Annotated in this window: 35 protein-coding genes; all 35 read left to right on the plus strand. The window is 51.2% G+C overall.

Annotation, left to right across the window (positions count from 1 at the left end):
* Positions 1-44 precede the first annotated feature (44 nt).
* The 35 genes from AB4876_RS09360 to AB4876_RS09530 all read left to right on the plus strand — a co-directional run bounded on the left by AB4876_RS09360 (position 45) and on the right by AB4876_RS09530 (position 22,385).
* Positions 45-344 (plus strand): hypothetical protein, encoded by a 300-nt coding sequence (locus AB4876_RS09360; protein ID WP_368381388.1) that lies wholly within the window; start codon positions 45-47, stop codon positions 342-344.
* A gap of 86 nt (positions 345-430) precedes the next feature.
* The gene (locus AB4876_RS09365) at positions 431-676 is read left to right on the plus strand and encodes a hypothetical protein (protein ID WP_368381390.1); all 246 of its coding nucleotides are present in this window, start codon (positions 431-433) and stop codon (positions 674-676) included.
* Between the two features lie 301 nt (positions 677-977).
* The gene (locus AB4876_RS09370; protein ID WP_368381391.1) at positions 978-1,415 is read left to right on the plus strand and encodes a hypothetical protein; all 438 of its coding nucleotides are present in this window, start codon (positions 978-980) and stop codon (positions 1,413-1,415) included.
* Positions 1,408-1,629, plus strand: coding sequence for a hypothetical protein (locus tag AB4876_RS09375; protein ID WP_368381393.1), 222 nt, complete (start codon positions 1,408-1,410; stop codon positions 1,627-1,629). Before AB4876_RS09370 ends, AB4876_RS09375 begins: the two co-directional genes overlap by 8 nt.
* Before the next feature lie 28 nt (positions 1,630-1,657).
* Entirely contained in the window at positions 1,658-1,915 is a 258-nt protein-coding gene (locus AB4876_RS09380) for a hypothetical protein (RefSeq protein WP_368381394.1), read from the plus strand.
* Positions 1,912-2,259: a hypothetical protein gene (locus AB4876_RS09385; protein WP_368381395.1), complete on the plus strand. Its 348-nt coding sequence runs from the start codon at positions 1,912-1,914 to the stop codon at positions 2,257-2,259. Before AB4876_RS09380 ends, AB4876_RS09385 begins: the two co-directional genes overlap by 4 nt.
* On the plus strand, positions 2,259-3,137 hold the full coding sequence (locus AB4876_RS09390) for a DnaT-like ssDNA-binding domain-containing protein (protein WP_368381396.1): 879 nt from the start codon (positions 2,259-2,261) through the stop codon (positions 3,135-3,137). Before AB4876_RS09385 ends, AB4876_RS09390 begins: the two co-directional genes overlap by 1 nt.
* Entirely contained in the window at positions 3,134-3,649 is a 516-nt protein-coding gene (locus AB4876_RS09395; RefSeq protein ID WP_368381397.1) for a hypothetical protein, read from the plus strand. The genes AB4876_RS09390 and AB4876_RS09395 overlap by 4 nt, the downstream gene beginning before the upstream one ends.
* Positions 3,650-3,906: 257 nt before the next feature.
* Entirely contained in the window at positions 3,907-4,374 is a 468-nt protein-coding gene (locus AB4876_RS09400; RefSeq protein ID WP_368381398.1) for a hypothetical protein, read from the plus strand.
* Between the two features lie 32 nt (positions 4,375-4,406).
* Entirely contained in the window at positions 4,407-4,679 is a 273-nt protein-coding gene (locus AB4876_RS09405) for a hypothetical protein (RefSeq protein ID WP_368381399.1), read from the plus strand.
* Between the two features lie 29 nt (positions 4,680-4,708).
* Positions 4,709-5,071 carry a hypothetical protein gene (locus AB4876_RS09410; protein ID WP_368381400.1) on the plus strand — a complete coding sequence of 121 codons (363 nt, stop codon included), beginning with the start codon at positions 4,709-4,711 and terminating at the stop codon, positions 5,069-5,071.
* On the plus strand, positions 5,071-5,376 hold the full coding sequence (locus AB4876_RS09415) for a hypothetical protein (protein ID WP_368381401.1): 306 nt from the start codon (positions 5,071-5,073) through the stop codon (positions 5,374-5,376). Before AB4876_RS09410 ends, AB4876_RS09415 begins: the two co-directional genes overlap by 1 nt.
* On the plus strand, positions 5,376-5,756 hold the full coding sequence (locus AB4876_RS09420; RefSeq protein WP_368381402.1) for an HNH endonuclease: 381 nt from the start codon (positions 5,376-5,378) through the stop codon (positions 5,754-5,756). The genes AB4876_RS09415 and AB4876_RS09420 overlap by 1 nt, the downstream gene beginning before the upstream one ends.
* A gap of 91 nt (positions 5,757-5,847) precedes the next feature.
* Positions 5,848-6,318 carry a P27 family phage terminase small subunit gene (locus tag AB4876_RS09425; protein ID WP_368381403.1) on the plus strand — a complete coding sequence of 157 codons (471 nt, stop codon included), beginning with the start codon at positions 5,848-5,850 and terminating at the stop codon, positions 6,316-6,318.
* Positions 6,296-8,047, plus strand: a complete 1,752-nt coding sequence (locus AB4876_RS09430) for a terminase large subunit (RefSeq protein ID WP_368381404.1) — start codon at positions 6,296-6,298, stop codon at positions 8,045-8,047. The genes AB4876_RS09425 and AB4876_RS09430 overlap by 23 nt, the downstream gene beginning before the upstream one ends.
* Complete coding sequence (locus tag AB4876_RS09435; RefSeq protein WP_368381405.1) at positions 8,044-9,330, plus strand: phage portal protein; 1,287 nt, start codon at positions 8,044-8,046, stop codon at positions 9,328-9,330. Before AB4876_RS09430 ends, AB4876_RS09435 begins: the two co-directional genes overlap by 4 nt.
* Positions 9,317-10,024: an HK97 family phage prohead protease gene (locus AB4876_RS09440; protein ID WP_368381406.1), complete on the plus strand. Its 708-nt coding sequence runs from the start codon at positions 9,317-9,319 to the stop codon at positions 10,022-10,024. Before AB4876_RS09435 ends, AB4876_RS09440 begins: the two co-directional genes overlap by 14 nt.
* Before the next feature lie 3 nt (positions 10,025-10,027).
* Positions 10,028-11,401, plus strand: coding sequence for a phage major capsid protein (locus AB4876_RS09445; protein ID WP_368381407.1), 1,374 nt, complete (start codon positions 10,028-10,030; stop codon positions 11,399-11,401).
* Between the two features lie 65 nt (positions 11,402-11,466).
* Positions 11,467-11,751 (plus strand): hypothetical protein, encoded by a 285-nt coding sequence (locus AB4876_RS09450; RefSeq protein WP_368381408.1) that lies wholly within the window; start codon positions 11,467-11,469, stop codon positions 11,749-11,751.
* 8 nt (positions 11,752-11,759) lie between these two features.
* The gene (locus AB4876_RS09455) at positions 11,760-12,197 is read left to right on the plus strand and encodes a hypothetical protein (RefSeq protein ID WP_368381409.1); all 438 of its coding nucleotides are present in this window, start codon (positions 11,760-11,762) and stop codon (positions 12,195-12,197) included.
* A complete protein-coding gene (locus AB4876_RS09460) occupies positions 12,185-12,772 on the plus strand; it encodes a motility associated factor glycosyltransferase family protein (protein ID WP_368381410.1) in 588 nt (195 codons plus the stop codon). Before AB4876_RS09455 ends, AB4876_RS09460 begins: the two co-directional genes overlap by 13 nt.
* The gene (locus AB4876_RS09465) at positions 12,757-13,326 is read left to right on the plus strand and encodes a class I SAM-dependent methyltransferase (protein ID WP_368381411.1); all 570 of its coding nucleotides are present in this window, start codon (positions 12,757-12,759) and stop codon (positions 13,324-13,326) included. The genes AB4876_RS09460 and AB4876_RS09465 overlap by 16 nt, the downstream gene beginning before the upstream one ends.
* A complete protein-coding gene (locus AB4876_RS09470) occupies positions 13,305-13,892 on the plus strand; it encodes a hypothetical protein (RefSeq protein ID WP_368381412.1) in 588 nt (195 codons plus the stop codon). The genes AB4876_RS09465 and AB4876_RS09470 overlap by 22 nt, the downstream gene beginning before the upstream one ends.
* Positions 13,882-14,217, plus strand: coding sequence for a head-tail connector protein (locus AB4876_RS09475; RefSeq protein ID WP_368381413.1), 336 nt, complete (start codon positions 13,882-13,884; stop codon positions 14,215-14,217). The genes AB4876_RS09470 and AB4876_RS09475 overlap by 11 nt, the downstream gene beginning before the upstream one ends.
* Positions 14,214-14,540, plus strand: a complete 327-nt coding sequence (locus AB4876_RS09480) for a phage head completion protein (RefSeq protein WP_368381414.1) — start codon at positions 14,214-14,216, stop codon at positions 14,538-14,540. The genes AB4876_RS09475 and AB4876_RS09480 overlap by 4 nt, the downstream gene beginning before the upstream one ends.
* The gene (locus AB4876_RS09485; protein ID WP_368381415.1) at positions 14,521-14,991 is read left to right on the plus strand and encodes an HK97-gp10 family putative phage morphogenesis protein; all 471 of its coding nucleotides are present in this window, start codon (positions 14,521-14,523) and stop codon (positions 14,989-14,991) included. Before AB4876_RS09480 ends, AB4876_RS09485 begins: the two co-directional genes overlap by 20 nt.
* Positions 14,988-15,365, plus strand: coding sequence for a hypothetical protein (locus AB4876_RS09490; RefSeq protein ID WP_368381416.1), 378 nt, complete (start codon positions 14,988-14,990; stop codon positions 15,363-15,365). The genes AB4876_RS09485 and AB4876_RS09490 overlap by 4 nt, the downstream gene beginning before the upstream one ends.
* 3 nt (positions 15,366-15,368) lie before the next feature.
* Positions 15,369-15,809, plus strand: a complete 441-nt coding sequence (locus AB4876_RS09495; RefSeq protein ID WP_368381417.1) for a hypothetical protein — start codon at positions 15,369-15,371, stop codon at positions 15,807-15,809.
* Positions 15,809-16,180 carry a hypothetical protein gene (locus tag AB4876_RS09500; protein ID WP_368381418.1) on the plus strand — a complete coding sequence of 124 codons (372 nt, stop codon included), beginning with the start codon at positions 15,809-15,811 and terminating at the stop codon, positions 16,178-16,180. The genes AB4876_RS09495 and AB4876_RS09500 overlap by 1 nt, the downstream gene beginning before the upstream one ends.
* Before the next feature lie 29 nt (positions 16,181-16,209).
* Positions 16,210-16,461 carry a phage tail assembly protein T gene (locus tag AB4876_RS09505; RefSeq protein WP_438273409.1) on the plus strand — a complete coding sequence of 84 codons (252 nt, stop codon included), beginning with the start codon at positions 16,210-16,212 and terminating at the stop codon, positions 16,459-16,461.
* Positions 16,454-18,541, plus strand: coding sequence for a phage tail length tape measure family protein (locus tag AB4876_RS09510; RefSeq protein ID WP_368381420.1), 2,088 nt, complete (start codon positions 16,454-16,456; stop codon positions 18,539-18,541). The genes AB4876_RS09505 and AB4876_RS09510 overlap by 8 nt, the downstream gene beginning before the upstream one ends.
* Positions 18,541-19,044, plus strand: coding sequence for a DUF1833 family protein (locus AB4876_RS09515; protein WP_368381422.1), 504 nt, complete (start codon positions 18,541-18,543; stop codon positions 19,042-19,044). Before AB4876_RS09510 ends, AB4876_RS09515 begins: the two co-directional genes overlap by 1 nt.
* Positions 19,037-19,429 carry a hypothetical protein gene (locus AB4876_RS09520; RefSeq protein WP_368381423.1) on the plus strand — a complete coding sequence of 131 codons (393 nt, stop codon included), beginning with the start codon at positions 19,037-19,039 and terminating at the stop codon, positions 19,427-19,429. Before AB4876_RS09515 ends, AB4876_RS09520 begins: the two co-directional genes overlap by 8 nt.
* A complete protein-coding gene (locus AB4876_RS09525; protein WP_368381424.1) occupies positions 19,429-21,924 on the plus strand; it encodes a host specificity factor TipJ family phage tail protein in 2,496 nt (831 codons plus the stop codon). The genes AB4876_RS09520 and AB4876_RS09525 overlap by 1 nt, the downstream gene beginning before the upstream one ends.
* A complete protein-coding gene (locus tag AB4876_RS09530) occupies positions 21,924-22,385 on the plus strand; it encodes a hypothetical protein (protein WP_368381425.1) in 462 nt (153 codons plus the stop codon). The genes AB4876_RS09525 and AB4876_RS09530 overlap by 1 nt, the downstream gene beginning before the upstream one ends.
* Positions 22,386-22,387: the final 2 nt, after the last annotated feature.

Genomic DNA, 22,387 nt, shown 5'->3' on the forward strand with positions numbered 1-22,387 from the left:
CGCTAATTGGCGGTGTTAGACCGCGTTGATCGTTAGGAGGCAGTATGCAAACTCAGGCAGCAGTAGTTCCTCAGCCGGTTCCGGCACCTCAAGCCATTAAGTATTTTTCGCCCATTGAGCGCAAGGTGCATAAGGCTTTGTTTCGTTATGGCGACAGCGGCGGTTCTATTTATGAGATTCGCAAGATTGTGGGGCAGGCGGTTCACCAAGGCACGATTCGCAATAGTTTGCGCAATTTGATCGATCGCGGCTTGGTGGTGGTGGCGGGCACTACGTGTAACCCAGAGCGCATGGCGCGTGATGTGGGTATGAGTGATTTGTATGCAGCGCGGGTGCCGCAATGAGCGCAGGTAGGTTTTGCCGGCTGCGCAAGTGCGCGCGGCGATTTGGCAGTAAAAAAAGGCCATTAATTACTGTAACGATACGCACCATGCCTGACGCGGGTTTTGATGTAGATGAAATGCGTAGCGTTATGCAAAAGGTTGTGGTTGCTGAGGTTGCGCGCAAGTCTAGCGAGGCCATGCGCGCGCTAGAAGGGCTGCCGCCCGAAAGCCCTTATTTGCTTGCTTATGGTGAGCGGGTTTTGAGCCCTGAGTTAAAGGCTGGCTTTAACGGCGGTAAAAATGCGCTCGGCAAGCTCAAAGCCTTTGTCCGGCGCGTCTGCGGTTACGCCTGATTTTGCGGCTTTTTCGGCAAAGTGGGTCTGCATATCTAGCAGTGCGCTGGCGGGGTTTGGGTGTTGTCTCAGGGTCATTGTTAGGGTTTGCGTGAAAATGTAGATCAGCGCGTTATGTTGCGACGTTAGGTTGAGTAGTTTTTGATTTTGTGCCTGCAGTGCTTCGCTTAGCTGTTGGTTGTTCATAGTAAGTTCTTCCGTGTTGGTTGGTTGGCGCCTCTAGCATAGAAGAAAGCCCGTCACCTGGGTAGTGGTGAGGCTGTCGGGGCTGTTCGGCACAAATTTTTGACGAGGTATTTTTGTGATTAAACCCAGAAAAACGATTGGCGAGAATTACCTTGAGCGCTGGCATGTGATCCCTAAAAACCCTATTTTTAATGTTTGGTTGCATAAATACAGCGGCTCAGACGATGACCGCGCGCTGCATGATCACCCTTGGCCAAGTGTGAGTTTTTTGCTTAAGGGCCGAATTAGTGAGTTTTATGAAACGCATATTTGGACGGCGTTGGGCAAGAAAATCGATTACGAGACGTTGCGGGTAATTCCTCGCGGTTGGCCGGTGTTTCGTGGGGCTACGTTTAAGCACCGCATTATTTTGTTAGATGGCCCTGCGTGGACGCTGTTTATAACAGGGCCGCGCTGGCGTAAAGATTGGTTTTTTTGGTGTAAAAGCGGTCCGGTGCATTGGTCTAAAATGACCACACCAGACGGCAAGCAGATTGGGGGTTGTGATGATTGATGAATCGGTGGTTGGCTGCGTGCTGGCTCCTAGTGTGGCTGAGCGGGTTAGTAAGCTTGAGTGGATGGTTAAGCATCAGCGGCACGACGTGAAGTTGTCTGGAGTGATGCTTGATGCTTATTTTCGGTGCTTAGAAAGTGAGGTTGCTGGGCTGAAAGAGGTTTTATTCAGAACTCCGGAAACTGTTCTTTTAGCTGAAAAATCATGTGGGTGATATCACATGGTTTTGGGGGCGTTGCGGTATGAGTTGTAGTGATTTTGACCCGCGCGTTTTACATGGCGCGCTAAACGCGGCTGAGGCTTTGCATGCTGAGCTAGATCGCCAGCGTATGCTGACTCAGCTGTATAAAACGGTGGCAAATAATCGGCTAATGGTCACTCATAATTTAATCGCTCAAGCAGCGACGTGCGACGGTATGACGGCGGTGCAGTGTAGGGCGTTGCTGGGCAGCCTTGAGACGTCGCTGTTATTAATTGAGCGCGATGGGGGTGTTGGGTGAGTGGAATATTTTTGAATGAAGATGAGCTTGAGGCGTTAGATCAGGTGCCTGCGGCAGCGCGATGGCTCTATATAGAGATTTTGCAACGTGCGGACTATGGCGATGCTGTTGGTGGTATGCCTGCTGTTGTGGTTGGCAGAAGTAAAATTATCACTATGAATAGCTTGGCAAAGTCGTTGGAGTATGTCCCTAGGCGTGGCTCTACCCGCGCACCAGATATTTATGGTAAGGGGCAAATTCGGCATATGTTGGATCAGTTAAAGGCTGCGGAGTTGATCGTTAAAACGACGCAGTCTAAGTATGAGCTTGTTTTTAGATTGCCCTTCGCGAAGGCGGTGCGGTAATGGCATTTGTTGCAAGAATCTCTGATGACGAAGAGGTGGCCTTGAGGGGCTTAAGGGCCGAGGCAAGGGTGCTCTATATTTGCGGTTTGCGGCCATTTATGGATTTTAAGACTGGCTTGGTGGGTGTTAAGCGCCGTGTTAGCTATCAAGGCTTTAAAGAGCTTTTGGAGGTGACGCCAGATAGGGGTAGTGCAATTGGGGCTGTTCAGTCGCCCACTAAGTCTGCGTTGCGGGCCTTGCTGCAATTGCTTGAGCGGCATGGGCTTGTTGAAAAGCTTGAGCAGCGGCGGCGTATTGATCCCATGGTGTTTAAATTGCCGCTTGCGGACTATGATGCAAAAATCCGTCTTGGTGAGCAGCGTCATACAAGCGTCATAGGGCAAGCGACACAGCAAGCGACACAAGAAAAACCACATAATAGTATTTTAAATCAGCATGATAGCGATGTTGCAAAGGGTGGCATCGACATAGAGCAGAAGCATATTGAAAATAGCACTAAGCGTCATACCTCCGTACTTCCGGTAAATAACATAATAACTACTAGCGCGGCGGTGATCGATTTTCGGCCACGGGAGTCGAGTTATCAAAACAAGGTTGATCAGTGGGTGCCATCGTCTGAAGTGTGGGCAATGCTGAAAATGCGCGGTGTTGATCCGGTCTATGCGCAGGAGAAGCTGGGCGAGTATCAAATTTATTGGCGAGATCGCGGCGCTGAGAAGGTTTCTTGGGATTCGCATTTCATTAGCCATTGTGTTCAGCAGTGGCGCATGTTTGGCCATGTTTGGCGGGCTGCTGCAAGTGCTGAACAGGGTCAAAAAGGATTTATCGACAAGCATCTTGATCGTAGTTGGGCTGATGGCGTTGGGGGTGACGAATGATTGCATGGATAGATCGTTTATTGGGCCAGTGGGCTGAGTGTGTGCGCTTGGGTGATACCGATTTGGCGGGGCTTGGCTATCCGTCTGGTTTTGGGCCGGTAGCAGTTGCAGAGTTAAGCAGGGCGCGGCGCAGTGGTGCAGACAAGCGCACAGCGGTGGTTTTGCGCGCTGGTTTGTCTGCGGGTGCTACGGCGCATGGTGTGGCAACGCGGGCTAGTCGGGTGGCAAATAGGGCGCCCATGCGCGGCGACATCGAAAGGCTAGACCGGTTTATGTCTGCGCAGTTAAGCGAGGCTGATAAACGCTTGCTAGAGGTGTTTTATGTGGATGTGTTTCACACGGCGGCAGAAAAGGCGGGCGTGTTGGGTTTTGCGGTGTGTGTGATGTATCGGCGGCTTGATGAATTGCACTTGGTGATTGATCGGTATTTTAGGCCTAATGCGGTTTTGCGTGAGGACGCGCGCTTGAATGCGCTTGAGTTAGAGCGTTTGATGTTGGCACTTTCGGCGTAATCAAGTCGCTAATTGGCGATTTTTTAAATTATTTTTTAGTGCGTAATTATTTGAATTGTATTTGGTTTATTGAGTTACCCACAGGCATGGACATTTTGTCTTGTTGAATTTTGAGAAAATACCCACTATGTTTATGTTACAGTCGCAATACGTGACTGCCAAATAAGCCCAGCCATCGCGCTGGGCTTTTTCGTTTCTGCAAAACACCATCTGGGTTTGCCCTCGTTCTGAGGGCTTTTTTGTTTTTGGGGGTTGCCATGCTCAACGTAAAGCAATTGCGCGATTACGTGGTGCGCCCTGTGTTGCGTGAGCTTGATGCGCATAGCGAGGCAGCCGAGCGGTTGATGTTGGGCACGGCTGCGCAAGAAAGTCGGTTTGAATATATCCACCAAATTGGTGGTGGCCCTGCGCTTGGCTTGTGGCAAATGGAGCCGGCAACGCATAACGATATTGTGAGTAATTATTTAAATCGCAAGCCAGAGATGGCGGCTGCGGTTTTTCGTGCGTCTGGTTGCGCGGGCTTTGAAGCAAACAATTTACTTAAGAATGTTTCTTACGCCTGTGCATTCGCTCGGGTGCATTACTTGCGCGTGAAAGAGGCGCTGCCGTCTGATCTGGATGGACAGGCCAAATACTACAAAATCTATTACAACACGCCGCTGGGCAAAGCCACTGTGCATGAGTATGTGCAGAATTTTAAGCGTTTGGTCGAGCCAAGCCTGTGACGGTTGGGGCGGCGAGGGGCGAGTTTTTTAATATGCAGTTTATATCGAGCTTTGTTGTGGCGATCTTTATGGTTGGGGTTAGCTTTGCAACGCTCACGTCTGCAGATGATACCCAGCAGAAGGCGACAGAAGCGCTGCAGGTTAAGACGGCGGCCATGACCAAGGACGTTCAAGAGATCAAGGTTGACGTGGCAACAATTAAAACAAATCAGGCAAACCAGTCGGATCAAATGAAAGAGCTGCGCGATGAAGTTAAGCAAATGCGCGGGGATATGCAGCAGGTGTTGCGCGAGCTGCGCAATTAATTGGTTGTTGGGTGAGGTGGCTTATGAAAATGAAATCGCGTTCTACGCTGTCGATCGTTATCACGGCGGTGATGTGTTTTTTGCCTGGTGTGCTTGCGTTGGTGTCATTGCCTGCGCTTGCTGATGCTGGTTCAGATGCGGCTATTGCTGCGATAAGCGCGGCGGGCTCTGCTGGTTTGCTTGGCTCGGTAGGTGTGTATATCGGCTATGCGGTAACGGGTGTGGGTGCTGCGTCTTTGCTGTTGCAGGGTATTGCAAAGATCACCGGCATCACACCAGGCACGCGTGACGATGAGTATGTAAACGAAGCCTTTCGTGTTGTTGTGAAGGTGCAGCGGTGGCTTGATCGCTTGGCGTTTAATCCGTCGGCAGATAAGGCGAGACGTAAGTGATGAGTAAGTCTTTGTTGGTGCTGTCTACTGATACGGTCTTGAGCGCTGAGCGTGTTGATAAGCTGGGTGAGTGCTTACGGCCTGCTGTAGAGCGTATGGGTTTTGGTCTGGTGATTGCTGATGGTGGCCTTAGGGTTGGTGTTCATCATGATCTGTCGGCCTTGCTTGCTGCGATCAATGCTCAGACAGAGTCTGTGCGGAAGCTTGTTGAAAGCAATCAAGCGCTGATTGCGGCGATGGCGGCTGACGATGAATATTCTGATGATCCGGTAGTAGTCCGATACCTGGATGATCCAGCGGATTAATGCCTGCTAAGAACCCGCGCTGGTGTGGGCGCTGCAAGGCGATACATCAGGGTGCATGCCCTCAGAACAAAGCGTTTGAGCGTAAGCGAGTAGGCGCAACGTCTGGTCGTGGTGGTAGCAAGTGGCGTTCAAAACGTCAGCGAATCTTTGAGCGTGATAATTATCTTTGTCAAATCCATTTAGAACGCGGTGAGTTAGAGCCTGTTGCATTGCATGGGGCGCGCCATGGCGTGTGCGATCACATCATACCCATTGCAGAGGGTGGCACTGAGAGTGATTCAAATCTGCAAACAATCTGTCAGTCATGCGACAAGGCCAAGACCAACGCCGAGGCCCAAAGGGGGAGGGGTGGGTCGAAACCTCGGGGCGCGTTCGACTGACACCGCACCCCCAGTGAGATTTTTATGTGAGGGGAATTGAAAGGAGATTCACCACTTTTGGCTAAATGTCATGGGGTGAAGTGAGGTGGTTATGGCGGGTAGATATCCCAACGAAAATCAGGTGGCTAAACATCCTGCCTTCGATGAGGGCGTCGAGAAAGCCGCCGAGAATGAAGCGGCGCATATTGAGCGCGCCCAAGAGCTTAGGCCTGCGGGTTTGAGTGAGAGTGAGTTGCTGGTGTGGAATCGCATTGCGCCTGAGCTTAGCCGCTTGAGTCGGCTTCGTGCGCACTATGTCGATTTCATTGCTGAGTACTGCATCGTTAAAGCGCGGATGGATGCGGCGCGGATTGATTTAGATCAAGAGCAGTGGGTGTATATGACCACTGGCCGCCACGGCATTCAGTGGAAAAGCCGCCCAGAAGTGGCGCAGCTAAACGACGATTGGCGCAAGTGGAATTCACTTGTTGCACAGCTTGGTTTATCTCCTGCCACTGAGCTGAGGTTTAACGACCGGCAGGGCACATTGTTTGATGGTAATGACGAATTCGGCGGCATCTGATCACTTATCTGACATCGATCTTTATTGTCAGTCTGTGATCAGTGGCACGCGCCCCGCGTGTAAGTGGGAGCGGCTAGCGGTAGAGCGTCACCTTAACGACCTGCAGCGTCAGAATACAGACGGCTTCCCGTATGTGTTTGACCTGGATAAGGCGCAACGCATTATCAATTTTGGCGAGTTGTTCCCACACGTAAAGGGCAAGTGGGCGGCGCAAGTCGGTGCTGCTAATCGCATAAAATTGGAGCCGTGGCAGAAGTTTAACTTTGCCATGATCTTTGGCTGGGTGCATGCGCAGAGCGGCTTGCGGCGCTTTCGCATAGTGTATTTATGCGTGCCGCGTAAAAACGCAAAGTCCGTAAAGGCCAGCATTGTCGGCTTGTATATGCTGGTAGAAGACGGTGAATACTGTGCCGAGGTGTATTGCGGCGCTACCACTGAGCGGCAAGCGTGGGAAGTGTTTCGTCCCGCGCAGAAAATGGCGGCAAAAAAAGCCAGCTATCGACGCCGCTATGGTGTAAGCAGTCATGCCAAACGCCTTGAGTGTGATCAGGTAGGGCGCGACGGCAATGGCCGCGTTGTGTGCCAGCCCGATGGCGGGCGCTTTGAGCCGGTGATCGGCAAGCCCGGCGACGGTGCCTCGCCCAGCTGCGCAATACTGGATGAGGTTCACGAGCATCCAGACGACACGCTGTACGACACAATGATCACTGGCATGGGTGCTCGCGAGCAACCGCTATTGCTAATGATTACCACGGCTGGCTCTAACATTGCTGGCCCTTGTTTTTCCTCGCAGCGCGAAGTAGAGCGCATGTTAGAGGGTGAAGAAAACGACGAACTCTACGGCATGATCTACACCGTAGACGATCCCGAAACCGAATGGATGACCGACATTGGCATAGAAAAAGCCAATCCTAATGTGGGTATATCTGTGGGTTGGGACTACCTCCGCGCCCGCGTAAAAGACGCCATGCGCAGCCCGCGCAAGCGCAGCATTGTTTTAACCAAGCATTTCAATGTTTGGGTAACCGCTAAGAATGCTTGGCTCAACATGCTCGACTGGAACCGCGCTGCGGATCAAACGCTAAGCGTCGACGACTTTATAAGCGAGAAAGCTTGCTTAGGTTTGGACTTGTCCGAAACCGACGACCTAACCGCAGACGTTAAATGCTTTCGGCGCGAGATAGACGGGCAAGATCATTACTACTTCTTTGGCCGGTATTACACCACCGAGGCCAAGGTAAGAGAGCACGACCACTACGGCGAATGGGTTCGCACTGGTCACCTACTTGAGTGCGACGGCGAAACCATCGACTACACCCAAGTAGAAGAAAACATCGAAGAAGACGCGGAGCAATTCAGCATTCCGCAATGCTTCTACGATCCGCACGGTGCCGCGCACTTAGCGCAGCGCCTTAGCCAATTGCACGACATAGAGCCAGTCAAAGTCGGCCAAACCTACACCAATTTCTCAGCGCCCATGCGCGAATTTGAACGGCTGCTTAAAGCGGGCCGCATACACCATGACGGCAATCCATGCCTAGCGTGGATGTTCGGCAACGTGGTGGCCAAAGAAACCGAAGACGGCAAGATGATGCGTCCGGTGAAAGAAAGCCGCGAGAGCAAGATCGACGGGGCCGTGGCTGCGTTGCTCGCATTTATCGGCGCCTTTGAGCCGAGTGATGATGACCAAGACTTCGACGACTTTTTAAGGGACCCGATAATTATATGAAGAGCAAGGCGCAAAAGCCGGGTCGCATCAAATCGGCAGTACTCAACTGGCTGGGGTTTGGCCTTGGTGATGCTGAGAACTGGGCTGATTACTATGGCGTTACCTCGGCTTCTGGTGAGGTGGTGTCTACTGAGAAAGCGCTTGGCTTATCTGCGGTGTGGGCGTGCGCTCGGTTAGTTTCTCAAACCATTGCAACGCTGCCTTTGGGTATGTATGAGCGTAAGGCCGACGGCAGCCGTGTGCAGGCAGACTCACTTCCCATAGCGCGATTGATACACACCAAGCCAAATGCAGATATGACCTCGGTGGTGTTCTGGGAAGCCTTCGTCGTAAACGTGCTTTTACAGGGCAACGGTTTTGCTGAAAAGCGGCGTATTGGCGACCGCGTTGTTGCGCTGGAATTGATGCCTGCGGACAGAGTGACGTGGCGCCGATTGCAAAGCGGTGCGTATGAGTTTGTCTATACCGCATCTGATGGCAAGCGGAGAGTGCTCCAAGAGGATGACGTGTTTCACGTGCCGGGGTTTACCCGTGATGGCCGCTTTGGTATGAGCGTTATCAAGTACGGCGCCGAGGTTTTTGGGGCGGGCTTGGCTGCCAACAACGTCGCTAATAGCACGTTTAAAAACGGGCTCATGCAGGCCGTCTATTTCTCGATGGAGAAAACCCTAAAGCCGGATCAACGGAATGAGTTTAGAGAAAATCTTAAAGAGGTATCGGGGTCGCTGAATGCGGGTAAGTCGCCTCTATTAGAGGGTGGCATGACAGCCAAAACCCTGGGCATTAACCCTAGCGACGCTCAGTTACTTGAGTCCCGGTCATACAGTGTTGAAGAGATATGCCGCTGGTTTGGTGTGCCACCTGTGATGGTGGGTGCCTCTGATAAATCATCGAGCTGGGCAAGCTCGTCTGAGCAATTAAACCTTTGGTTTTTAAAGTACGGATTAACGCCGCTACTAAAGCGCATAGAGCAATCAATATATGATCGTCTGTTATCCCCTGCCGAACAGCGGCGGTATTACGCAGAGTTCACGGTAGAGGGTTTGCTGCGTGGCGACACCACAGCAAGAAAGGATTTTTACGCCTCTGCGTTGCAGAACGGCTACATCAACAGAAGTACCGTGGCGCGCTTAGAGAATTTCCCAGACGTGCCCGGTGGTCATATTTATACCGTGCAATCAAATTTAGTGCCGTTGGATCAGCTTGGGTCTGGTGATCAGTCTCAAGTGGTTCGCGCTGCCTTACGTCATTGGCTAGGAGACGAAGAAAATGAAGCGAGCTAAGAAGGGCTTTGGGCCTGTTGAAGTTAAGTCTAAAGCTGGTCTTCTTACTAAAGACGTATCGTTTGAAGTCAAGGCCATTAGCGACGACGGCACATTTTCCGGATATGGGTCTGTGTTCGGTGTTGAAGACTCCTACGGCGAGATTGTTATTGCTGGGGCGTTTGAAGAGAGTCTTGGTAATAGGCTTCCATCGCTGCTGTGGCAGCATCGCGCCAGCGAACCAATAGGGATTTACACCTTGGTTAAAGAAGATGCCATCGGTCTTTATGTGGAAGGTAAGTTGGCGCTGGACACGGTTCGTGGTCAAGAGGCGCATGCACTTTTAAAGATGGGCGCAATCTCTGGGTTGTCGATTGGTTTCAATACTCGTGAAGACAGTTATGACACGGTAACAGGCGTTCGCACTCTTAAGACATTAGATTTGTGGGAAGTCTCTTTAGTCACTTTCCCTGCCAATGAGGCGGCTCGTGTAACCGATGTTAAAGAGCTGGTTAAAGATGGCGACTTGCCGTCACTAAAAGAATTTGAACGGTTCCTGCGTGAGGCAGGCTTTTCAAAAACGCAAGCCACTGCTGTCGCCGGCAAGGGCTTGTCGCATTTGCTTCGGAGTGAGTCCGGTGCGCAGGCGAACGATGAATTGGCCGACATTCTGTCTGCTATCAGATCTGCCCCACGTGGGGGCGCACAGGAGTAATTTATGTTTAAGTTTAAATTGTCAGCACCTTTCGTGCTGTTGTCGATCGCGGTGGCCGCTATGGTCCCGGTGACGTTTGGTGTGGCGCTCAATACTATTGCAGCTGCTGCGTTTATTATCGTATTCGCTGGCTTTTTGGCCGAGCGCGCTCCTGCTGGTTATGTTGGGCCGCACACCTCAATGCAGCGTGGTGAAGTGGGTGAGCCTGGCGATGTAAAAAAACAGGTGCTCGACGCGATTAAGGGTCACTCCGATGAGCTAACGCGAGCAATTGCCAAAACCGAAACAGACATAAAAGAGCATGGCCAAGTGCTTGAGTCTACCAAGAATGAAATCGTTGTATTGTCAGAGAAAGGTTCTGATCTTGAGGCTCGCCTTGGTGAGTTAGAGCAGCGCTCTGTGCGTGGTGATGGCAGCGATGCCGAAGAGAAAAAAACGCTAGGTCAAATGTTTGTCGACTTCGACGGCTTCAAAGAGTTTGCTGGTAAGCAAAAGCATAAAGGCCAGTCGCCTTTGCTAGAGCTTAAAGATATCACCAGTGGTTCTTCTTCTGCCGGCGATGGTATTTGGTCTTTCCGCGACCCAGAAATAGTGTCAGATCCATACCGTCCTCGCATGTTGCGTAGCCTTATCCCTACTGTGCCGGTTGGTTCAAATTTGGTTGAGTGGGTGCAAACAAATGTGCGCACTAATAATGCCGATATGGTTTCTGAAACCGGTCTAAAGCCAAAATCTAATATTACCTACGACCGCAAAGAAACGCCCGTTCGCAAGATTGCGCATTACTTCAAAACCTCTACCGAAGTGTTAAGCGATTTTGCGCGTCTTCGTGCAGAGATCGACAACGAAGGGTTTGAGATGCTGCGTCAAGTTGAAGAAGACCAGCTAATGCAGGGTGACGGTACTGGTATTAACTTGCTGGGTCTTGTTCCGCAGGCTACTGCCTACAATGTTGGCAGTACTCAAAGTGGTGATCAGCAGGTCGACGTTATTCGTCGCGCTATTCTGCAGGTTCGTCAGTCCTTCTACGGCGCGACCGGCATTGTAATGAACCCTGCTGACTGGGCAGCAATTGAGCTATTGAAAGATGGCGAGAACCGCTACTTATTCAGCGCTGTCACCACGGGTGCTCCTGCTCGCTTATGGGGTTTGCCAGTCGTTGAAAGTGATGCGATTGATGCGGGTGAATTTATGGTAGGTGCCTTCTCAACGGCGGCTGCTATTTACGACCGCATGCAAGCTGCTGTGTATATGTCTACAGAGAACGAAGACGACTTCATCAATAACATGGTCTCGATCTTGTTTGAGGAGCGTCTAGCGTTGGCGGTTAAGCGTCCGTTGGCATTTGTTCACGGTAACTTAAGCGGCGCGTCATAAGTTGTAGCGCAATAATAAAAAGGGCTGGGGTAAATTCCAGCCCTTTTTTATTAGGAGTAATCATTATGAAAGTGGCGGTAGTGTTAAGGCCATTTATGCGCTCAGACACCAAAGAAAAGGTAAAAGTTGGCCGAAAAATAGAAGCCGAAAATGGCTACATAAACGAATTATCTCGGGGTGGTTTGGTGCGCGAGATCGCAATAAACGTTTCTCGCGAAACCAAGGCGGGCCCCAAGGTGGCCGCTGGCGCAACGTTGTCTGCATCGCCAGTGGCCCCAGCGTCACGAAAGAAGATATCGAGGCAATCAGGCTCTGGCGCGAAAGAGCCGCAGACAGAAAAGTTATTGTAACAAACACCATGTTTAAGTTCGTAAATTGGGCGGATGCTTTATTTGCGATGGATCGCGCATGGTGGCGTATGCATGTAAAAGATGTTGCTGGCTGCTTTGCAGGCGAGCGATACACCAGCTCTAAAAATGTTAAGGGTGCCGCCACTATAGATCTTGGTGGCGCGGGCAATAGCGGCGCAGCAGCCATTAAATTAGCTGCGCATTTAGGCGCCGAGCGGATAGTGCTGGTGGGTTACGACTGCCAAAAAAGCAACAGCGGTGTCGTGCATTTTCATGGCGACCATCCTAAAGGTTTAGGTAACGCAGGCTCAATGCCGCGATGGCTAGGTCAGTATAAAGCATCGGTTGAGTACCTTGCTGGTGTAGAAGTTATAAACGCAAGCCGCGACACCGCCCTAAACCTGTGGCCGCGAATCCCTTTGGAGCAAGCCCTATGCGATGCGTGATTGTGGCCAGTGGGCCATCTGCTGAAGGCTTTGTGCCGCCTGCCGGTGTCACGGTTATTGCTGTTAATGGCGCTATCGAATGGCTGGCGCGTGCAGATTACTGGTTCACCCTAGATCCGTCGGCCGACAATATGCGGCGTATGAAACGGCGTCGCCATGGCGTTAAGTATTGCGCCGCTGTCAGCGACTACATCGTATTGCCTGCAGGTATAGACCGATACAAGCGCATTGCTAGGCGTGGTGAAGCGCCTGCGCGTAGTACGCCTGAGTGGTGGTTGTGGCGGTGGAGTGCAGTCCTTGGGCTGAATAAAGAGGCGGGGCAAATTAACACCGGCAACAGTGCTTACGGTGCGCTGGGTTTGGCGTATCACTTGGGCGCTGAGCGGGTCGCGCTGGTAGGTGTCGATGCAAGTGCTGAAGAGCGGGTAGGGCGTGGCTGGCCCAATGACCTGTCTCACTTGCCATTGCTGTTTGAGTCTGCCTTGTCGCAGATCGACGTAATCAATTGCGGTGCCATGGTAAGTAAATTACCAGCCATGAGTATTGCTGAGGGTATGGAATGGTTGACGCAATAGCGGCAGAAGAAAAAGCCAAGTATCAAAAAATGTGGGGTTGCGAGAGCTATCGCGAAAGATCACCTGGCATGCGCCATTTGACCGACGCGCTGGCGCGTTTAAAGCCGATGCCTGGTGCTAGTGTTGTCGATCTGGGTTGTGGTACGGGGCGTGTTTCTGCGGCCCTGCAGGGCATGGGGTTTAATGTGACTGCTGTTGATATTGCGCATAATGCCTGCAGCGAATTTGACGGCCGCTTTGTTGCGTCTTGCTTGTGGGAGCTGCCGGTTGATCTAGGCCGTTTTGAATACGGATTTTGTGCCGATGTGCTTGAGCATGTGCCGACAGATCGCATACCGCTAACCCTGCAAAAGATTAGTGAGCATGTCGAGCTAGTGTATTTTCAGATCGCTAATTTTGTATGCCATGAGGGTGACAAGATTGGTGAGCATCTGCATCTCACTGTCAAGCCGCTAGCGTGGTGGGCGGAAGAACTGCAGCAATACTTTAACGTTATAGAGGCGGTGGCTAATCCTAAGCACCATGTGTTTGTATGCAAATCGCTTGCGTTTTAAAGCAGGGGCCAGAATACGGCCCTGAGCATGTGGCGGCTTTGGCTGACACCATACTCGCCTATAACGATCTACCCATTGTGTGTTTGAGCGATGTCGACATTGATCATGTTCGTGTGACGCGTATTCCGTTGGAGCATGGCTGGGAAGGGTGGTGGAGCAAATTAGAACTGTTCAAGCAGTGCGATTCACCAACGCTGTACCTAGACCTTGATACCGTGGTTGTTGGCAAGTTGCCAGAAATCGGCACGCGCTTTTCTATGCTCCGCGATGTTTATCGCCAAGGTGATTTTGGCAGCGGCGTTATGTCGTGGCAAAGCGCGCCGCGCCATGTGTACGACACCTTTGCCAAGCGGCCGCACTATTTTATGCGTCGGTATCGCACGCGCAATATGTGGGGCGATCAGGCATTTATCCGCGACCACCTAGGGCTGCGGCCGTCAGTATTTGGCGCTGAGTACAGATCTTACAAAGTACATTGTAAGCAGCAAGTGCCAGCCGGTACCCGCTGCGTTTATTTCCATGGCAAACCGCGTCCTTGGCAAGTTGAGCTAAATTATGCTGATTGAATTACAAGACATAAAGCGTCACCTACGCATAGCGGATCTGGACGCTGATTCTGAGCTAGACCCTTATTTAGAGGGCTTGCTAGATGCCGCCGTGGACTACGCCAGCAACTACCTTGGTCGGCCTATTCCGTGGGTTGGCGAGGCCGACAGCAGCAGTGAGGAATCCTCATCAGAGATATTTCCCAAGTCGGTGCGCCAAGCAATTTTAATATTAATTTCTGAGTTTGATCAAAACCGCGAACAGTTTGTTGTCGGCGCCTCTATAGCCGAGCTACCAACGGTGTCGCGTTTGTTGCACTTTTATCGCGTGGGGTTGGGTATATGAGATTGGGCCCGCTTCGGCATCGATTATTTTTACTTGAACAAGGTAGAGATTCCGGCGGCAATATCAATGGTGTTTGGTCTGAGGTGGTCAAGCCAAAGATATGGGCTGAAAAGCTCACTGAATCATCAGGTACGCGCAAGGCGGCGGCTGGTGAGTTTGGTTATGACACGGTGACTTACCGCATGCGTTACCGATCTGACCTAGATAGAACAAAAGCGCTTAGGAGTTTTGAAGGTCGCGTAATGACGATTGTGGGTATTGAAAATGTGCGCGACCTGAATCAGCAGCTATTGGTGACCGTCCGTGACCGGCAAGCAAACTGAGGGCTTTGATGAGCTCGATAAAATGTTTAAGGAGTTGGGTGCAGCTGCGAGCGGTAAAGCTCTGCGTCAATCTGTTACGTTTGCGGTTACGCCTATTGTTAAAGAGGCGCGTGCTAATGCGCCACAAGGTGACGATGCGCACAGAACGTATAAAGGGCGTCTTGTTGGCCCCGGCTTTTTGAGTCGCAATATAGGTAAAAAGTCTTTTCTTAGTAAGTCTAAAAACTTTGCTAGTGCATCGGTTCGGCCGGCTGGTGAGGCGTGGTATGGCGCTCTGTTTTCTAGTGCTGTTTCAAAGCCATTAAAGACCAAAAACGGATCGCGTAGTTTTCCGACGGATGACTTTCTGGCGGATGCATTCGACTCTAAAAAAGATGAAGCGATCAATCGGTTCTATGACGCCATAGGTAAGTATTTAGATAAAGCGCTGCAAAAGACGAGGAAGAAATGACAATCGAAAATGCGGTTCGCGCTTACATCATCGCGCAATTACCTGGCACCACGGTTGTCCGTACGTCGGCAGATCCTTCGCTGGCCTTGCCCTTTGTTTTGCTAACCACCGATGACGATGAAGAGACGCGCACTACCGGCGTTACCCTTAATTCAAAGCAGTTAGAGCTAACCGTTGATTGCTGGGCGGCTACACCTGCATCCGCGGCTGAATTGGCCGACCAAATTAAATCTGTATTCAGAGATTACGTGGGCAACTTTGGCGGTTATCAAATTATGTTCTCTCGTTTTTTTAACAGCTTCGACTCGCGTGATGGCGAGGCGGCGCAATTTGCCCGGAGTTTTACGCTCCTTCTTACCTACCAAGAGGTTTAAACAATGGAATTTGCACAAGGTTATACATTTAAAGTGGGTGACGGTGAGGAGCCGGAAGTATTTACGGCCATGGCGCTAATGGAGGTGCCGGATCTAGATGGTTCTGAGGCGGCGCAAATTGCCGATCGCACTACCGCTGACACCGGCAACACCAAAAAGTATCGTCTTGGCTTTGAAGATGGTGAAACCATCGCGTTAAAAGTGAAGAAGGACTACGAGGATGCGGCACAGGATCTGCTGCGTGCAGCGCACCGTGCTAAAACGCCGATTAACTGCCAGCACGTTCTTACCGATGGCACGGTGACAGAAACCTATGAGGCGCCGTATTTGGTGGTGTCTGCGCCCACAACGGTAACCGACCCGAACGGTGACGGCGATCTTAATATGCAGACCTTCAACATCAAGCGCAATGACGACCATGATGTTACTGAGTCTTCATCGTAATGGCTTGGTGGCGACGCTGGCGGCGTAATCGCCGCCTTAAGCAAGGCTTTGTAAATCCGGTAGGGCGTACGGTCGAAGGCATTGGCGCCGTGAATGTAGTGCCAATGTCTACCCAAATGTATTTCATCGCCGGTGGCATTAGTGAGTCTGATTTTGCAGACAAGCTATCGCTGTGGGCGTGGCTCGGTTGCGAGTGCGTGGTGGAGTATTTTGGACTTACGCCGGTGCAGCTGAGTAATCGTTTGTCGCCTATTCAGTTGGTTAAGCTGGGCGCAGAGGTGATGGATGTCTCTGGGCTTACCGCTCGTGCGCAGGAGTCACTAGAAAAAAAGTCAGAACCAGCGCCCGAGACCGATTCTTCTGGCACTTAGTTGCCACCACGGGTATTGAGCCCGATGTAATTAGGCGCTGGCCATCGTCTGACTTTGCGGCAATGCAAGCCCTGTATGCCGTTGAGCCTTGGGGTGCAAACCGCGACAACGCGCACGCGGCCATGTTGGCCATGATCTATGCCAGTGCCCATACGCCGAAAGGTAAGCGCAGGCCAAGAATGTCTGACTATATGCTCACCACAAAAACGACTGTGGACGGCGGCAAGAAGTTGACTGATCTCCGAAATTATCTTAAATCCACGGTGAAGAAGAATGTCTGACGAGCTCCGTAAAGTACTCGTAAGGATGGAGGCCGAAACGGCTCGCTATCAGCGTGATTTAGATAAGTCGCGCAAGGAAACCAGCAGGTGGCGTAAGCAAGCTGAGCGCGATGTTAGCGATGTTGGCAAGGTCTTTCGCAACTTAGCAGCTGCAGCGGGTATTGCCCTGCTTACCAAAAAAGTCATTGATGCGACTGCGGCCCAAGAGGCAGCGGTTAAACAGCTTGAGCAGGGTTGGAAGTCGACCGGCGGCACCGTAGGATTAACGGTTGCTGAAATGACTAGGCATGCTGCAGACCTGCAAAAAGTAAGCTTGTTTGGTGACGAGCAAATCATTGATGCGCAAGCCAAGCTTGTTACCTTTACCAATATTGCAGGCGAGCAATTTAAAAAGGCGACGGTGGCGGCATTGGATTTGTCTAGCCGCATGGGTACCGATTTAAACAGTTCAGTGTTGCAAATTGGTAAGGCGTTAAATGATCCGGTGGCGGGCTTAACTGCGCTTACGCGATCTGGTATCCAGTTTAGCGATGCGCAAAAAGACGTTATTAAATCGCTGGTAGAAACAGGCGAAAAAGCCAAAGCCCAAGAGATTATTTTGGCCGAACTAGAAACCCAGTTTGGCGGCAGTGCTGCGGCAGCGCGCGATACCTTTGGCGGCGCTATTAAAGGTTTGTCTAACGCGTTTGCCGATCTTTTTGAAGCGGGTGATGGCTTAGACGATACAAAGGAAAGTATTGAGGGGTTGACTGCAATACTGCAAGACCCAGAAACAGTAGCGGTTGCTAATGCGCTAGCATCTGCATTAATAAAAGGGTTTGCAAAAGCCGGCGAAATGATTGCTGGTGCTGTGAAAATGGCCAAGTGGGCTGGCGAAGAAATTGCCGCACTGGTGCATGGGCCTGCAATGGATGACGTTAATCGAATTCAGCAGCAAGTTGATAAACAGCAGCAGAAAATTGATCAGTGGCGTGCGCGAGTGGAAAATAGTGGTGGCGTTGGCGCTGCCTTTGAGCTCAAAAAAGCTCAAGAAGAAATGGATGTATTGAATCAAAAGCTGAAGGTCGCCAATGATTTGGTTGGCTCGTATAAGAATGATGCTCCTGTAATGCCGTCTACTGAGGTTGGTGGTTCTGGCGTTGCAAAGAAAAATCCAGAAGTGGCAATGGGGATTTCATCTGATCTGCAAGGGCTTATCGATAAGCAGCGTGACTATTATGCCCAGATTCATGAAGAGGCGTTGCGCGCTGACGGCATGGATGTGGAGCTTGAGAATCTTCGCTTTGAGCGCCAAAAGACAAGGCTGGAAGAAGAATACGAATTGTTGCGCAGCAAAGGCGCGGTTACTCAGCAGATAACTAACGAACAAAATCAGGCGCTATACGAAGCCGAGCGTGCGCACCAGCTTAATTTAGCAGACATAGAAGATGAGAAAACCAAAAAATTAGAAGAAGAGGCGTTAAAGCGCAAGGATTTTCAGCAGCAAACGGCTCAAATGATATTGGGTTTTACCGCGCAGCAATTGTCGATTACTACAGATATGCTGGCTCAGTCTGGTAAAGAGAATTCAGCTTTATATAAGGCGCTATTTTTAGTTCAGAAAGCGGCTGCGATACCGTCGATGATAGTGTCTACAGAGCAGGCGGCAACAGGCGCCCTTGCGGCATTCCCTGGGCCTGTTGGCTTGGCCCTATCTGCTGCTACAAGGGCTTTAGGTTATGCCTCGGTTGGTATTGTTGCCGGGCAGGCCGTTGCTGGTATCGCTCACGGCGGTTTAGATTATGTACCGTCTGAGTCCACGTATTTACTCGACAAGGGTGAGCGTGTTTTAAGCCCGTCCCAAAACTCCGATCTAACACGATTTCTTGATCAGCGTGGTTCTGCGGTTAGCGGTGGCGAGAGTGTTGCCGGTGGCGCTCCGGTAAGTATATTTATAAATGGTGTGGCTTCTCAGCCAGATCGCGATGAAGTGGACGGTAATATTCGCCGCGTCATTCTTAATGAAGTATCTAGCAAGTCAACCAAAACCATGCGCGCCCTGCAAAGCCAAACCAATGTTAAGCCAAAGGGTAATTATTAATGTCTGATGCATTGGAAATGGCATTTGCCAGCGCGACGCAAACGCCGGTGCTCACGGTTATTTTGCGATCTGCCGGTTTGGCAGATGGTGCTATAGCGTTTGTGCAGGGCTACTACGACATTGAAGCCACGCTTGAAGACGGCATAACTCAGGTGTTATTCGAGGCCAGCGGCGCGGCTATCGACTGGCCCAAGGCGGGCGTAGAGGGTGCAGAAGATTTAAATATAAAACTAGAAAACGTAAGCCAGCGTGCGCGGCGTGAGATTAAAGCCGCTAAGCAGCACTACAGAGCCACAGGTGAAAGCGTACAAATTGAATTGCGCCAATATTTGCCTAGCGATTATTCCGCGCCAGCGGGCGGCATCTATAAAGCCTTGGTGACTGATACCACGGTTGATCGTAACGTGGCCAGCATTAAGGGCTCGTTTCATTTAATGATTGATATTACCTACCCTAAAAAGCGCTATTACTCGCGAGAATATTTGGGTCTTAAGTATGTCTGATCCGCTGCGCCGTTTTAGATTGTGGCAGTACCGCGATCCGGGTCGTAACTGTTCTGATTTTGTCGCAGAGTTTTTGGCGGCGCTTACGCCGTTAACAGCTGATGATTATCCGGTGGGTGTTGTCACTGCCGACAATACGCTGGCTAAGGCCAAGGCGCATAACCGCGTAGTAACCTTGTTTGCACCGACTAAGCCGCGCGACTTTGCGCTGGCGTGTCAGTACGTGGGCAAGGTGTTTGTGCATGTGGGCGTGGTTTACGGCGGCATGGTGTGGCACACCAGTGGCAACACCGGAACTGTAGTAGAAAGTATTGAGCACTTCAAACGGCGAGGCCAGCAATGCGCTGGCGGTACGCAATTCTGGATACATAAGAAGCTAATTTAATGGCGCAACTCATTATATACGACCAGCTTGGTAACTCGCTGGGCAGGCGTTCTGTTGTCGGCGAAACGCTAAAGTCATGGCTGCAATCGAATGTGCCAAGTTACGTAGACTTGCCGGCGCCGCCTTATTCCGCAGAGTTAAATAGTCAGCCTTGGCCCTACGCGGAGCATGGCGTTTATGTGCTGCAAGACGGCGATGTAGTGGCGCTAACAATACGGGCGCGTTATGCCGCGCTGCCTTATATTTATTACGGTTTTATTGCATTGGCGGTTGGTTACTCGCTTTATGTAGTGAGTAATCTTGAGGGCTATCAAGACAACACGCCGGCGGGTGCGAGCAGCTACAACCTAAGCGTGCGGGCAAACCGCGCGCGGGTGAATGGAATTATTCCACACATAGCTGGTAGCTTTCCGCGCTTCCCCGATTTATTGAGCGGTATTCGGCGCGCTTTTGTTGACGGTAAAGAAGTGCTCTACCTCATGTACAGCTTGGGGGTGGGTCGCTATAACACCGTCGCGGAGCATGTCTATATCAGCGAGACGCCGATAAGCCAATACAGTGATGATGCTGTGCTGGGTTTTTACGCGCCCAATGCAGATTTAAGCGCAGACGATGCCGCTCAAAATTGGTTTACCAGTAAAGAGATTGGCGGTAGTCGCGGGACTGCGGGCTTAGATCTTAAATACCCAGCGGAAGACCCAGCGTATTTGTACGACTTTGTTGATGCTGAAATATTTCAAACTGAGGAAGGCGCGGCATCTAGTGCAGATTTTGACGTAGACGATGTGATTTATGCCGGCTCTGGTCCTGAGGCTGTTATAGGCTATTACCTAATAACGGCAATAGATCCAAGCATACCTTACGGCATTACTGTTGAAAGGCTGTTGTCTTCAAGCCCGTCTGATATTGATCCTGACTGGGTGGGTTTTGGTAGTGAGGGTTATTTTGATGTAGATGCGTCGATAGCGTTGGTGCCTAGCGTCGATGCGGGGCCGTGGTCAAACTGGTATCAAATGGCGCCAGAGGGCGAGGCCGTTTATGCGGTAGAAGTAGATTATGAATATCCGCGTGGCTTGTGGGGTGTGTCTGGTAGTGGTAGCAAAATTACTACTCTGTCGATGTATTGGGATTTTGAATTAGAGCACGACAGCGGCACAATTTCTGAGTTGATTGTAACCACCGCTAAAGATCAGTCGCCGCTGCGCTACACCTACCGCGATGATTTTGGTTCGCCGGTATATAACCCGAAAATACGTTTCCGTCGTCGTAACCGAGAAATAGACAGAAACATTGGGCAGGATCTAACTATCGTGCGCGTCAAATCGCGCCTTGAACAAAACGACAGCTATGCCGACGTAACTGCAATGACCTTGCGGCTTGTAGGCACCGACACGCTAGCAGCGAGCGGCGAGAACCAAATTAACATTCGCGGCGATAGTCGCATGCTGCCGACCTTAGCAAACCTAAAAGACCATATTGAAAACGACGCCGCGCTCGCTTATTCCGCTACTAGCAGCATAAGCCGATTTGTTGCGTGGACGCTCTACGAAATGATTGGCGATGATGCCTTAACCGCGGTTGATTGGGATCGTTTCGGTGAGCTAGAAACCCTGTGGGCGGGTCGCGGTGATGAGCTTAACGGCGAGTTCACCGACGAAACCACATTGTGGGAAGCGTTGAAAATTATGCTCGCGCCGGGCTTTGCAGAGCCGATCCCGCGCGAGGGCAAAGTCACTGCCATACGTGTTGCCGCCGGCGATGACTTTAAGCACATGTATACGCCAGACGTAATGATGAATGAGGGCTTGGTGTGGAATGAGGGCTGGTATAACGACGCTGAGCCAGACGGCATAGACGTTGAATATGTTGAGCCAGACACCGGCAAGCCGGCGGTTATTGAATGCCGCCTGCCTGGTGATTTGGGTCTTAACCCTAAGCGCCTGCAAATCATTGGCGTAACAGCCGCCACTCAAGCATGGCGCATTGGTATGCGTGAGCGCCGCCGCCTTTACTACAAGCCCGCAACACTCAATTTTGAAACCGAACTAGATGCGCTGAATAGTTTACCCGGTGACGCTATTGCCATCGCAAGTGATTTAGACGCTGAGCAATATGGCGTGGTGCGCGGCTTTGATGGCATAGACACAGTAACCACCGAGCGCCCATTAGAGTTTGGCAGCGGCACATACTACGCCGCCTTTCGCAAAAACACTGGCCGCATGTCTGACCTGTTTGAAGTTGAGGCGGGCGCCACGGCCTACGACATGGTGTTGCTTGAGCCGTCAAACCTCGACTTTGATTTTGAGCTAGATCGCAGCAAAGAACCCACGTTATTTAGCCTTGGCGAAGAAAACGAATGGGGCACCCGCGCCATCGTGCGCGAAATAAACCCCAACGGATTTGCTGACGGTAAGCCTCGCGTTGCGGTAGTAGCCGAAGAATACATAGCCGAAATTTACGCTGACGACGACAACACGCCACCGGAGATCAGTTAATGGAAACGTGGCCATCAATACTGCCAACGTGGCAGCGCGGTTACTCGTTCACACCAAACAATGGCGGCGTGCTGCGCAGCGAATCCAGCACTGGCCGCGCTCGCCAGCGCCTTGTTGCAGATGTTAGGGACGACGTATTTGATTGCAGCTTTATTCTAGAACCTCGCCAGCTCGTCATTTTTGAGCACTTTATCAACGTGCGCTGCAACAAAGTAGATTGGTTTAACGGCAGCTACCACGACGGCGAAGGCCTTAAAGATGGTGTGGTGCGCTTTGTAAATGGCACTTATCGCGTTTCGCAAATGAGCAACGCAAACCTCTACAACGTAAGCGCAAACATAGAAGTGCAAGACCGTCAGTTTGATGAATACGGCCTGCTGGCCGCCTACCTCTACCCACACACAATCGATGAATATCTGGGCAACTTAGATGATGCCTGGGACAACTGGTACACGGAGTAAAT

This window comes from Zhongshania guokunii (assembly GCF_040892635.1).
GTDB classification, from domain to species: Bacteria; Pseudomonadota; Gammaproteobacteria; order Pseudomonadales; family Spongiibacteraceae; genus Spongiibacter; species Spongiibacter guokunii.

Excerpts from the sequence above, each read along its gene's own strand:
- AB4876_RS09365 (WP_368381390.1), top strand. The coding sequence starts at position 431 with ATGCCTGACGCGGGTTTTGATGTAGATGAAATGCGTAGCGTTATGCAA.
- AB4876_RS09460 (WP_368381410.1), top strand. The coding sequence starts at position 12,185 with ATGCGATGCGTGATTGTGGCCAGTGGGCCATCTGCTGAAGGCTTTGTG.
- AB4876_RS09495 (WP_368381417.1), top strand. The coding sequence starts at position 15,369 with ATGGAATTTGCACAAGGTTATACATTTAAAGTGGGTGACGGTGAGGAG.
- AB4876_RS09435 (WP_368381405.1), top strand. The coding sequence starts at position 8,044 with ATGAAGAGCAAGGCGCAAAAGCCGGGTCGCATCAAATCGGCAGTACTC.
- AB4876_RS09500 (WP_368381418.1), top strand. The coding sequence starts at position 15,809 with ATGGCTTGGTGGCGACGCTGGCGGCGTAATCGCCGCCTTAAGCAAGGC.
- AB4876_RS09520 (WP_368381423.1), top strand. The coding sequence starts at position 19,037 with ATGTCTGATCCGCTGCGCCGTTTTAGATTGTGGCAGTACCGCGATCCG.
- AB4876_RS09410 (WP_368381400.1), top strand. The coding sequence starts at position 4,709 with ATGAAATCGCGTTCTACGCTGTCGATCGTTATCACGGCGGTGATGTGT.
- AB4876_RS09510 (WP_368381420.1), top strand. The coding sequence starts at position 16,454 with ATGTCTGACGAGCTCCGTAAAGTACTCGTAAGGATGGAGGCCGAAACG.
- AB4876_RS09450 (WP_368381408.1), top strand. The coding sequence starts at position 11,467 with ATGAAAGTGGCGGTAGTGTTAAGGCCATTTATGCGCTCAGACACCAAA.
- AB4876_RS09425 (WP_368381403.1), top strand. The coding sequence starts at position 5,848 with ATGGCGGGTAGATATCCCAACGAAAATCAGGTGGCTAAACATCCTGCC.
- AB4876_RS09530 (WP_368381425.1), top strand. The coding sequence starts at position 21,924 with ATGGAAACGTGGCCATCAATACTGCCAACGTGGCAGCGCGGTTACTCG.
- AB4876_RS09440 (WP_368381406.1), top strand. The coding sequence starts at position 9,317 with ATGAAGCGAGCTAAGAAGGGCTTTGGGCCTGTTGAAGTTAAGTCTAAA.
- AB4876_RS09360 (WP_368381388.1), top strand. The coding sequence starts at position 45 with ATGCAAACTCAGGCAGCAGTAGTTCCTCAGCCGGTTCCGGCACCTCAA.
- AB4876_RS09380 (WP_368381394.1), top strand. The coding sequence starts at position 1,658 with ATGAGTTGTAGTGATTTTGACCCGCGCGTTTTACATGGCGCGCTAAAC.
- AB4876_RS09375 (WP_368381393.1), top strand. The coding sequence starts at position 1,408 with ATGATTGATGAATCGGTGGTTGGCTGCGTGCTGGCTCCTAGTGTGGCT.
- AB4876_RS09445 (WP_368381407.1), top strand. The coding sequence starts at position 10,028 with ATGTTTAAGTTTAAATTGTCAGCACCTTTCGTGCTGTTGTCGATCGCG.
- AB4876_RS09455 (WP_368381409.1), top strand. The coding sequence starts at position 11,760 with ATGTTTAAGTTCGTAAATTGGGCGGATGCTTTATTTGCGATGGATCGC.
- AB4876_RS09395 (WP_368381397.1), top strand. The coding sequence starts at position 3,134 with ATGATTGCATGGATAGATCGTTTATTGGGCCAGTGGGCTGAGTGTGTG.
- AB4876_RS09515 (WP_368381422.1), top strand. The coding sequence starts at position 18,541 with ATGTCTGATGCATTGGAAATGGCATTTGCCAGCGCGACGCAAACGCCG.
- AB4876_RS09465 (WP_368381411.1), top strand. The coding sequence starts at position 12,757 with ATGGTTGACGCAATAGCGGCAGAAGAAAAAGCCAAGTATCAAAAAATG.
- AB4876_RS09420 (WP_368381402.1), top strand. The coding sequence starts at position 5,376 with ATGCCTGCTAAGAACCCGCGCTGGTGTGGGCGCTGCAAGGCGATACAT.
- AB4876_RS09415 (WP_368381401.1), top strand. The coding sequence starts at position 5,071 with ATGAGTAAGTCTTTGTTGGTGCTGTCTACTGATACGGTCTTGAGCGCT.
- AB4876_RS09490 (WP_368381416.1), top strand. The coding sequence starts at position 14,988 with ATGACAATCGAAAATGCGGTTCGCGCTTACATCATCGCGCAATTACCT.
- AB4876_RS09525 (WP_368381424.1), top strand. The coding sequence starts at position 19,429 with ATGGCGCAACTCATTATATACGACCAGCTTGGTAACTCGCTGGGCAGG.
- AB4876_RS09470 (WP_368381412.1), top strand. The coding sequence starts at position 13,305 with ATGCAAATCGCTTGCGTTTTAAAGCAGGGGCCAGAATACGGCCCTGAG.
- AB4876_RS09480 (WP_368381414.1), top strand. The coding sequence starts at position 14,214 with ATGAGATTGGGCCCGCTTCGGCATCGATTATTTTTACTTGAACAAGGT.
- AB4876_RS09390 (WP_368381396.1), top strand. The coding sequence starts at position 2,259 with ATGGCATTTGTTGCAAGAATCTCTGATGACGAAGAGGTGGCCTTGAGG.
- AB4876_RS09430 (WP_368381404.1), top strand. The coding sequence starts at position 6,296 with ATGACGAATTCGGCGGCATCTGATCACTTATCTGACATCGATCTTTAT.
- AB4876_RS09475 (WP_368381413.1), top strand. The coding sequence starts at position 13,882 with ATGCTGATTGAATTACAAGACATAAAGCGTCACCTACGCATAGCGGAT.
- AB4876_RS09400 (WP_368381398.1), top strand. The coding sequence starts at position 3,907 with ATGCTCAACGTAAAGCAATTGCGCGATTACGTGGTGCGCCCTGTGTTG.
- AB4876_RS09405 (WP_368381399.1), top strand. The coding sequence starts at position 4,407 with ATGCAGTTTATATCGAGCTTTGTTGTGGCGATCTTTATGGTTGGGGTT.